This window comes from Microcystis sp. M090S1, from assembly GCF_020246295.1.
In the GTDB taxonomy this organism is placed as follows: domain Bacteria; phylum Cyanobacteriota; class Cyanobacteriia; order Cyanobacteriales; family Microcystaceae; genus Microcystis; species Microcystis aeruginosa.
Window position 1 is genome coordinate 1 of the sequence record NZ_JADBTF010000024.1, and the last position, 8,937, is coordinate 8,937.

An 8,937-nucleotide genomic window follows, 5' to 3' on the forward strand; every position below is an offset into this window, starting at 1 on the left:
ATAAATAAGTGGGTGGGTGGAATTAAATATAAGATGAACGTAGGTTGGGTTGAAGCATGAAACCCAACGCCCGATTATGTTACGCTACCGCTAACCCATCCTACAAATAATTGTGCCTCCCTACTTAATCAGTTTTTAATAACCGGATTTGGTATAACTTTTGGATAGGACACACATTTGGCATTCATAGCTTGATTCAGCAACGCCGAATAATCTTATACTACCCCTAATCACTTCTTATCTCTTGACAATGACCTTAAAAACCGATCACGGTAAAAGCCATCCCGTCGGTGCGACTGTCTTGGCCGATGGTGTCAACTTCTCACTATTTTCTAAGTATGCCACTGCCATAGAATTATTATTATTTGATGATGCCAATTCCCCGCAACCTAGTCAAATTATTCGTCTGAATCCCCAAGAAAATCGCACTTTTTTCTATTGGCATATTTTCGTTCACGGCATTGGAGTCGGTCAAGTGTATGCTTATCGAGTCTATGGTCCGGATAATCCGGCCCAGGGTCATCGCTTCGATCCTGATAAAGTAGTTCTCGATCCCTATGCGAAAGCGATTGTCGGTGCGGAAATTTATGATCGACAAGCTGCCAGCGAAAAAGGCGATAATTGTCATCGAGCTTTGCGGGGTCTGGTAGTGGATCCGGGCCGCTACGATTGGGAAGATGACGCACCGCTACGCACTCCCTACTCTGCCAGTGTTATCTACGAAATGCACGTCGGCGGCTTTACTCGTAACCCGAATTCCGGCGTTAGCGAGGAAAAAAGAGGTACTTTTGCGGGATTAATCGAAAAAATACCCTATTTGAAAAACCTAGGCATTACTGCCGTGGAATTGTTACCGATTCATTACTTTGATCCCGCTGCCGCTATGCCAGGGTTAACTAACTATTGGGGTTATAGCACGATCGGCTTTTTTGCGCCCCATGCCGGTTACAGTAGCGATCGCTCACCCCTGGGTCCTTTGAATGAATTTCGCGATCTGGTGAAAGCTTTACACAAAGCGGGGATCGAAGTGATTCTCGATGTGGTTTTCAATCATACCGCCGAGGGGGACGAAACCGGGCCGACTCTTTCCTTGAAAGGTATCGATAATCGCACCTACTACATCCTCGACGGGGAAGATAAAAGCCTCTATAGCAACTATACTGGCTGTGGTAACACCCTCAAGGGCAGTCATCCCATTGTTGGCAAAATGATTCTCGATTGTTTGCGCTATTGGGTGTCGGAAATGCACGTCGATGGTTTTCGCTTTGACCTAGCGGCCGTATTATCGCGCAATGTGGACGGGGAACCGATTCTGCAAAAAGGTTATAACATGATCTGGGCGATCGAATCGGATCCGGTCTTAGCCGGCACAAAATTAATCGCCGAAGCTTGGGATGCGGCAGGATTGTATAGTGTCGGTCAATTTGTCGAATTTGCCGATTGGTTTTCCGAGTGGAATGGTCCTTTTCGCGATGATGTGCGCGCTTTTGTCCGGGGAGATACCGGCATAGTCAGCAAATTAGCGGCGCGGATTTTAGGAAGCCCCGACATATACCACAGACCCGATACCGATGTCAATAGAAGTATAAATTTTGTTACCTGTCACGACGGCTTTACCCTTAACGATCTAGTTTCCTACGACGAGAAACACAACGAGGCTAACGGCGAGGAGAATCGGGACGGTTGCAACGATAATTTTAGCTGGAATTGTGGGGTAGAAGGGGAAACCAATAACGAGAGGATTAAAACCCTGCGACTGCAACAAATAAAAAATCTCTTAACGATCCTGTTTATTTCCCAAGGAACACCTATGCTGTTGATGGGGGACGAAGTGCGACGCACCCAAAAGGGCAACAATAACGCCTATTGTCAGGATAACCAGTTAAGTTGGTTCGATTGGAGTGCGGTAGAGCAAGAGTTCGATCTTTGGTGTTTCGTAAGGAGACTGATCGATTTTAATCAAAAATTAGCTCTTTTCCGTCAGGAAAAATTGCTAGAAGTCACCTATACCAGTCTTGAACCCCATCTCAGTTGGCATGGCGTACAGTTGAGTAAACCCGATTGGTCGGAAGATTCCCACAGTTTAGCTTTTTCCCTGCGTCATCCCAAGGCGAACGAGTATTTACACATTATGCTGAACGCTTACTGGGAATCTCTCAACTTCCAGTTACCCCCCTTGGGACAAGGGGAAAAATGGCATCGCGTCATCGATACTGCTTGGCAATTGTCCGAGGCAGCCTGTGATTTAGATGCCGCAGCCGCTATTGAATCGGAAACCTATCGGGTGCAAGCGCGTTCGGCGGTAGTTTTAATCGTTAAACCAGTATAACAAGAGGAGAGATATTGCCCGATCGACCGATGTTGAATGCTTTAACTAATGAACAATGGCATCAATTCAATCGTCAAGTGGAAAAACGTTATTTATTTGCGGAGCAATAGCTGAAATGATGCGGCTTTCATTAGCGAAACGGGTATCGATTCTCTCTTTGTGTTTAATTGGCTTTTCCCTGCCTTGGACCGCGTTCAGCGTTTCACCGGTACAGGCGAACCTAGAGCCGAATGCGATCGCTATTGGTGATCCCGTCCGAGAAGAAAAGCAAGCTCGGCAGTTAGTAGAATGGTTGGGAACTAAACAATACGACAAAGTTATTGCAGCTTTGTCACCCCAACTAAAACCCCTCTGGACTGCCGAAAAACTGCAAAAGGTCTGGGAAAGCCAAGTCACTGACAATACTGGACCGTTTAAGCGCATTGTCAAAAGCAAGCTACTCGATGCTATCAATGCCAATTTGGTGATTGTCACCGTTGAATTTGAGAAACTCACTGAAGATGTGGTAATTACCTTTAACCGGTCTGGTCAGGTAATTGCCGCCGATTTTCCCGAATTTCGTAGTATTTCTGAGATTGGCGATGCTTTTGTCACGTCCTTGGTCAATAAAGACTACGGCCTGGCCCGAGGTTTTTTACACCCTTTCCTGAAAGCTGAGGTTTTCCCTACCAGAGTACAAGGCGCTTGGGAGAATTTACTTAAGCGTACCGGCCCCGTGCGTCGGATCGTGGGAACTCAGGTCAGAAAAGGTTCGGATACGGACGGCGTGGCTCTGGTGTTGGTGACGATTCAATTTGAAAAACTGACGGATACTTTAATCCTCGTTTTTGATGATCAAAAGCAGATTGTCAACGTGGATTTCCCTTTAGGCAATTAGTAATCAGCCGAAATTACCCCGTAAATTGAGTTGGAGACGATAAGTTATGTTAGATAAAATCGAAGTTCCCATCGAAGCGATCGCAGCTAGGGAGATTCTAGATTCCCGCGGCCGTCCCACGATCGAAGCGGAAGTGCTGTTAGAATCGGGGGCGCTCGGTTTGGCCCAGGTTCCCAGTGGCGCTTCTACGGGTAGTTTTGAGGCCCACGAATTGCGCGATGATGATCCCCAGCGTTACGGTGGTAAGGGTGTCCTGAAAGCGGTTCGCAATGTCCACGAAAAAATTGTCCCGGTTTTGCAGGGGATGAATGCTTTCGACCAAGCTAGTATCGATTTAGCTATGATCGATCGCGATGGCACGGCCAATAAACGAGAATTAGGGGCTAATGCTATCCTGGCCGTCTCTCTCGCTACGGCCAAAGCGGCGGCGGCGGATCTGGGATTGCCTCTCTATCGTTATCTCGCAGGTCCGATGGCCAATGTGCTACCCGTCCCGATGATGAACGTGATCAATGGTGGTTCTCACGCTGATAATAACGTCGATTTTCAGGAGTTTATGATCTTCCCCATCGGGGCCGATTCTTTTAAGGAAGGTTTGCGTTGGGGAGCGGAAGTATTCGCCGCTTTGGGTAAGGCCTTGCACGAACGCAAATTACTGACCGGTGTGGGCGATGAGGGCGGTTATGCTCCTAATTTGGCTTCAAATCAGGAAGCTTTGGATATTTTGATCGAATCGATCGAACGTGCTGGTTATAAACCGGGGTCGCAGGTGGCTTTAGCTATGGATGTGGCCGCCAGTGAATTCTATCGGGATGGTCAATACATCTACGATGGTTCTGCCCATTCTCCCGCCGAAATGGTGGATTTTTTGGCTAGTTTAGTCGATCGCTATCCGATTATTTCTATTGAAGACGGTTTACACGAGGAAGATTGGGATAACTGGAAATTATTGACCGATAAACTGGGGGCGCGGATTCAGTTGGTGGGCGATGATTTGATGGTGACTAATCCCATCCGTCTGCAAAAAGCGATCGATCTGGGTATTGCTAACTCGATCCTGATTAAACTCAATCAGATCGGTTCTTTGACGGAAACCCTACAAACGATCGCCCTGGCTACCCGTCACGGTTATCGTTCTGTCATCAGTCATCGTTCCGGAGAAACGGAAGACACCACGATCGCCGATCTGGCGGTGGCTACTAATGCCGGACAGATTAAAACTGGTTCTCTCAGTCGCAGTGAACGGGTGGCTAAGTATAATCGCTTGTTACGCATCGAAGAAGAATTGGGCGATCGGGCGGTGTACGCGCCGAAAGTCGGTTTGGGTCCAAAATTCTTGGCCTAAAATTTGAAAAAAGTTTGCAGTGATCGAAAAAGGGTGTTATACTAAAGGTACTGATAACTGATAACTGGTCACTGACTATTGTGGTACTTCGCTGAAACCCTTTTCGGCGAAGTGTTTATTTTTGGCCTTTTTCTGCCCAAAGGTATGATTTTGGGATCAAAGGTGTTACACTAAAGGTACTGATAACTGATAACTGGTCACTGACTATTGTGGTACTTCGCTGGAACCTTTTTCGGCGAAGTATTTATTTAAGAGGGTGTTGACCAGAGAGAGGACGATTGGCGCACCGATAAAAGCCACTAAACCCTTAACCGCAAATCCGGGGACGAGGATCGAGGCTAACCAGAAACAAAAGCCATTGAGAACAAGGATAAAGCCACCGAGGGTGAGAATAGTAATCGGTAGGGAAAGCAGCCCTAGAATCGGTTTAACCAGTCCGTTGACTAAACCGATAACGGCCCCCGCAACCATGGCCACAATAAAGCTATCGACTTTAACACCGGGGAAGATAATATCAACCACTAATAAACTAAGGGCAGTGGCAAGAATATTTAAAAGAAGGCCGATCATAAATTTCTCCTTAATTTTTTCGCAATCACCCCCATTTTATGGCAACTTTAAGGAGAGCAAGCTTAATATAGAATTAAGATTCACTAAAGTCTTTTTGAGGTACAAGCAATGTTTCTTCGCCTAGTTTGTGCGTTTTTTTTGCCGCCCTTAGCCGTATTTTTGACCACGGGACTGAGTTTAGCCTTTGTTATTAACATCATCTTAACTTTAATCGGTTATGTCCCCGGCATTATCCACGCTTTCTGGATTGTCTCCAAAGAAGCCGAGAATTCCTAATTAGCACCCCAGGAGATGCCAATTTTTCTAGTCGCTGCATTAGACATCTCCAATAATGAAGATTTTAGCTTGATGGATCGGGCTTCTAGCCTGATTTCTGGAGAGGTATATTACACGCGGTTAATAGGACAAAATTAACCGGACATATCGAACGGAGTCTTTGATCTAGATGCTTAAAGACTGATTGAGGATAAAATACCCAGTTTCAATGGACAAGAGCTTATCTAATGGCAAGGAGAGAGTTAAACGGCTCTCTCCTTAATTATTGCTATTCGTCGTCGTCGCTGGCACCAACTTGCTTGAGATGAATATGTTTTCTCCCCAAAGTAATTTCAAATTCATCTCCCGGTTTGAGTCCCATTTTTTTGGTGTAGGCCGAACCGATTAGGAGATTATTATTGGATTGGACACTGATCCGGTAGCTGGCCGAGCGCCCACCTCGTCCGTGTCCATTGGCACTGCTATCTAAGTCAATTCCCTCGGCATCGATTAAAGCATTGAGAAATTTCATCATATTAACGCGTTCAATACCATTTTTTGTCATGGTATAGTAGCCGCATTCCCGAGCTTTTTCCTCTTTGCTGAGGTTGCCTAGCTGTTTAACTTTCTCAATTAGTTCGAGGCCGGTCAGGGGTTCTGGATTAGTAGTTTTGTTCATTTAAGTTTGCGGCAGATAAGTAAAGGTTAGGGTCATCAAGGCTAGTCGAGGAGAATTGCTTCCCCTGACCAGAAACAATCGGGTTACGATTGCTCTCTACACTCATCTTACACGGTATAAACTAAAAATTATCACTTGCTTGAGGAAATTGATTGTAATTGATTACACGGGATCTCTCGATCGAAATCTTAACAGAATTTATCAATGTTGATCGAGATGCTGAGGTAAGGGAGGTTAGTCTTTCTGTCATCAATGAGAGCAGGGGGTAGGATAGAGATCAAGAGGTAAAAATGAGGGATAATGAAGCTAACAACGAGGGGTCACTATAGTGTTAAAGCCTTGCTAGATCTTAGTTTACAACCGAGGGGAACTCCCGTATCGGTAAAATCGATCGCCCTGCGTCAAGATATCCCAGCTGCTTATCTAGAGAAATTGCTGATAGAAATGCGACGAGCGGGGTTAGTTCGCTCCTTTCGGGGAGCGCAAGGGGGTTATCAATTGGCCAGGCCGGCAAATCGTATCTCGTTGGGGCAAATTCTGGAGGCAGTGGGAGAGACGATCGAGCCATTATCAGGCTATCATCCCAGGGACGAACAGGCAGAAGATTGGGTGACATTTACTATCTGGAAACACCTACACGAGAAATTAAAAGAGGCCCTAGGGAAGATTACCTTAGCCGATTTATACTACGATGCCCGTAGCTGGATCGCCGCTAGGGGAGAGGAAACCAGCTTTATTGTTTAGTAGTTTAGAAGTTATGACAGCAACAACACAAGCAAAGATTTATGGGGGAGGTTGTCACTGTGGAGCGATCCGTTTTCAAGTGGCGATCGAGCATGATCAAGCTCTAGACTGTAATTGTTCGATTTGTCAGAAAAAAGGCTTTCTGCATCTGATTGTTCCTTCAGCACAATTTACCCTCCTAAGCGGTGAAGATTTTTTAAGTACCTATACATTTAATACCCACACAGCCCAACATTATTTTTGTCGTGTTTGTGGTATTCATCCTTTCTATCGTCCCCGCTCCCATCCTGACGCTATAGATATAAACCTGCGCTGTTTGGAGGGGAATGTCTTAGGGGATTTTCAGATCCAGTTCTTTGATGGGGCTAACTGGGAAGACAATATTGAGAAAATTCGGGCTATCGATGGGAAAAGGGAGTAATTGTGAAGGAAGCGGCAACGGCGATCATTTTAGTATTAGGGGCGGTTTTAGATTATCTGGTCGGCGATCCTTGGGGATGGATTCATCCAGTGCAGGTGATGGGGGCGATTATTGCCGTTGCCACAAAAGTTATCCTTAATTGGACGCGGGAAAAAATTTGCCAACGTTTAGCGGGCATAATTCTGGGACTAGGTTTAATTATCTTGGCCGGGGTCTTAACGTGGCTAGGAATCCAATGGTTAGGTCAGGTCAATTTGCTGCTGAGTTGCCTAGTACAAATGATTCTCTTGGCTAGTTGTTTAGCCGGTAGAAGTTTACGCAGGGCTGCCGAAACAGTCATCGCACCTTTACAAGCTGAAAATATCACCTTAGCTCGTTACCAACTAAGTTTATACGTTGGTCGCGACACAGATAATCTCGGCCGGGAAGAAATCCTCCGCGCCCTATTAGAAACCGTCAGTGAAAATGGTGTGGATGGAGTTACCGCGCCGCTTTTTTATGCCCTTCTCGGTGCTTTTCTGGGGGTGGGACCAGTGCCCCTCGCTTGCGCTTATAAAGCTGCTAGTACCCTCGATTCGATGATTGGCTATCGTCGGCCACCCTACACCCATATGGGTTGGTTTAGTGCCAAAAGCGAGGATGTTTTGACATGGCTACCTTGTCGTTTAACGGTATTAACTCTCGCCCTAATTTCGGGCCAGCCGGGGCGGGTTTTAAGCATTTGTTGGCGCGATGCCCGTCGGGATCCTAGTCCTAATTCTGGTTGGAGTGAATGCGTCTATGGGGCGATTTTGGGGGTGCAATTGGGGGGTAAAAATCAATATCGAGGCCAGATTGTGGAAAAACCTTTATTGGGCGATAACCTCAACCCGATTACCGTCAAAACCGTCGAACAGGCTTTGAATTTAACTCGTACTTGTGTATTACTTTGGCTGGCGATCGCTGTCAGCTGCTTGATTGCTAGAGATTTTGCTCAATTTTAGCGACCAGAGGCGACGGCGTTGACGGGATTGACGCTGCCAGTAACGGATAATCAGGGAGAAGGTCAAGAATAGGGATTGCAGTATCTGTATCTGTCCGCAGAGACGTTGATAGTTTTGTCTGAGATAATGGGTTTTCGCCCCAGCGATGATAATATATTCCGGAGCGGGGTAAAAAATGTGGTGTAAACGTCGTTCCACCCGGTTTAAAATTTTGGTCACTCGCCCTAAAATCCGCCGCAATTGCCACAATTTCCAGACTAGAAAGCAATTAAATAAAGTTAAGCCTAGATTGAAGCCGAGGACAAAAAAGAACATGGTCGAGGCGATGGTCGAGTTATGCCAATTTTAACCCACATTCCCCACTTCAAAGTGTAGGGGAAAGAAATCTATTGACGCTCCCGTCGCGCTCAAGCGAGGGATTCTTGATTCACCGAGTCCACTTCGACTAAGTAGGGCTTGCTGAAAAAGCCTGAAATGCCGATAGGAAAAAGGTTTCGACTCAATAAAGTCGAGAAAAAAGGCCCAAAAAAAGGTAAAATACACTAAAAGCCAAGCACTTTTTTCGTCCAGTACAGATGTATCGTATCTCCACAGCAACTCCCTCAGAACCCGAATCATTTGAACTGCCCGAGGAGCGGAAAACTATCAGATGAAAACCGTTGGGTTATTATGACCAACTTAATTCCCTGGGAAAAATTTGAAGAAGAATACGCAAAAAGCTTTTCCGAAAACAA

At 46.0% G+C, this 8,937-nt stretch carries 10 protein-coding genes and 1 pseudogene; 8 read left to right on the top strand and 3 right to left on the bottom strand.

Going from position 1 to position 8,937, the window contains the following annotated elements; genetic code table 11:
* Positions 1-250 precede the first annotated feature (250 nt).
* The 3 genes from glgX to eno all read left to right on the top strand — a co-directional run bounded on the left by glgX (position 251) and on the right by eno (position 4,551).
* Positions 251-2,329, top strand: coding sequence for a glycogen debranching protein GlgX (gene glgX, locus IM477_RS00980; protein ID WP_287730138.1), 2,079 nt, complete (start codon positions 251-253; stop codon positions 2,327-2,329).
* A 115-nt stretch (positions 2,330-2,444) separates the two neighbouring features.
* Complete coding sequence (locus tag IM477_RS00985) at positions 2,445-3,206, top strand: DUF3887 domain-containing protein (RefSeq protein WP_287730140.1); 762 nt, start codon at positions 2,445-2,447, stop codon at positions 3,204-3,206.
* Positions 3,207-3,252: 46 nt separating this feature from the next.
* Positions 3,253-4,551: a phosphopyruvate hydratase gene (eno, locus tag IM477_RS00990; RefSeq protein WP_287730142.1), complete on the top strand. Its 1,299-nt coding sequence runs from the start codon at positions 3,253-3,255 to the stop codon at positions 4,549-4,551.
* Positions 4,552-4,755: 204 nt separating this feature from the next.
* Here the strand turns inward: eno and IM477_RS00995 are convergent, their stop codons facing one another.
* Positions 4,756-5,121, bottom strand: coding sequence for a phage holin family protein (locus tag IM477_RS00995; protein WP_045362149.1), 366 nt, complete (start codon positions 5,119-5,121; stop codon positions 4,756-4,758).
* Positions 5,122-5,229: 108 nt separating this feature from the next.
* Between IM477_RS00995 and IM477_RS01000 the strand changes: the two genes are divergently transcribed.
* Entirely contained in the window at positions 5,230-5,397 is a 168-nt protein-coding gene (locus IM477_RS01000; RefSeq protein WP_002757335.1) for a YqaE/Pmp3 family membrane protein, read from the top strand.
* Between the two features lie 268 nt (positions 5,398-5,665).
* On the opposite strand, the gene IM477_RS01005 is transcribed toward IM477_RS01000, so the two are convergent.
* Positions 5,666-6,055, bottom strand: a complete 390-nt coding sequence (locus IM477_RS01005) for an AbrB family transcriptional regulator (protein WP_002798186.1) — start codon at positions 6,053-6,055, stop codon at positions 5,666-5,668.
* 300 nt (positions 6,056-6,355) lie between these two features.
* Between IM477_RS01005 and IM477_RS01010 the strand changes: the two genes are divergently transcribed.
* The 3 genes from IM477_RS01010 to cbiB are packed head-to-tail and all read left to right on the top strand — an operon-like array spanning position 6,356 to position 8,203.
* Complete coding sequence (locus tag IM477_RS01010; RefSeq protein WP_002783777.1) at positions 6,356-6,799, top strand: Rrf2 family transcriptional regulator; 444 nt, start codon at positions 6,356-6,358, stop codon at positions 6,797-6,799.
* Positions 6,747-7,220 carry a GFA family protein gene (locus IM477_RS01015; protein WP_147070796.1) on the top strand — a complete coding sequence of 158 codons (474 nt, stop codon included), beginning with the start codon at positions 6,747-6,749 and terminating at the stop codon, positions 7,218-7,220. The genes IM477_RS01010 and IM477_RS01015 overlap by 53 nt, the downstream gene beginning before the upstream one ends.
* Positions 7,221-7,222: 2 nt before the next feature.
* Positions 7,223-8,203 carry an adenosylcobinamide-phosphate synthase CbiB gene (gene cbiB / locus IM477_RS01020; RefSeq protein ID WP_287730147.1) on the top strand — a complete coding sequence of 327 codons (981 nt, stop codon included), beginning with the start codon at positions 7,223-7,225 and terminating at the stop codon, positions 8,201-8,203.
* On the opposite strand, the gene IM477_RS01025 is transcribed toward cbiB, so the two are convergent.
* Positions 8,144-8,518, bottom strand: a complete 375-nt coding sequence (locus tag IM477_RS01025) for a hypothetical protein (RefSeq protein WP_072319716.1) — start codon at positions 8,516-8,518, stop codon at positions 8,144-8,146. The genes cbiB and IM477_RS01025 overlap by 60 nt on opposite strands.
* A 260-nt stretch (positions 8,519-8,778) precedes the next feature.
* On the opposite strand from IM477_RS01025, the pseudogene IM477_RS01030 reads away from it, so the two are divergent.
* Positions 8,779-8,937, top strand: a pseudogene (locus tag IM477_RS01030) (IS5/IS1182 family transposase); the annotation flags it as partial.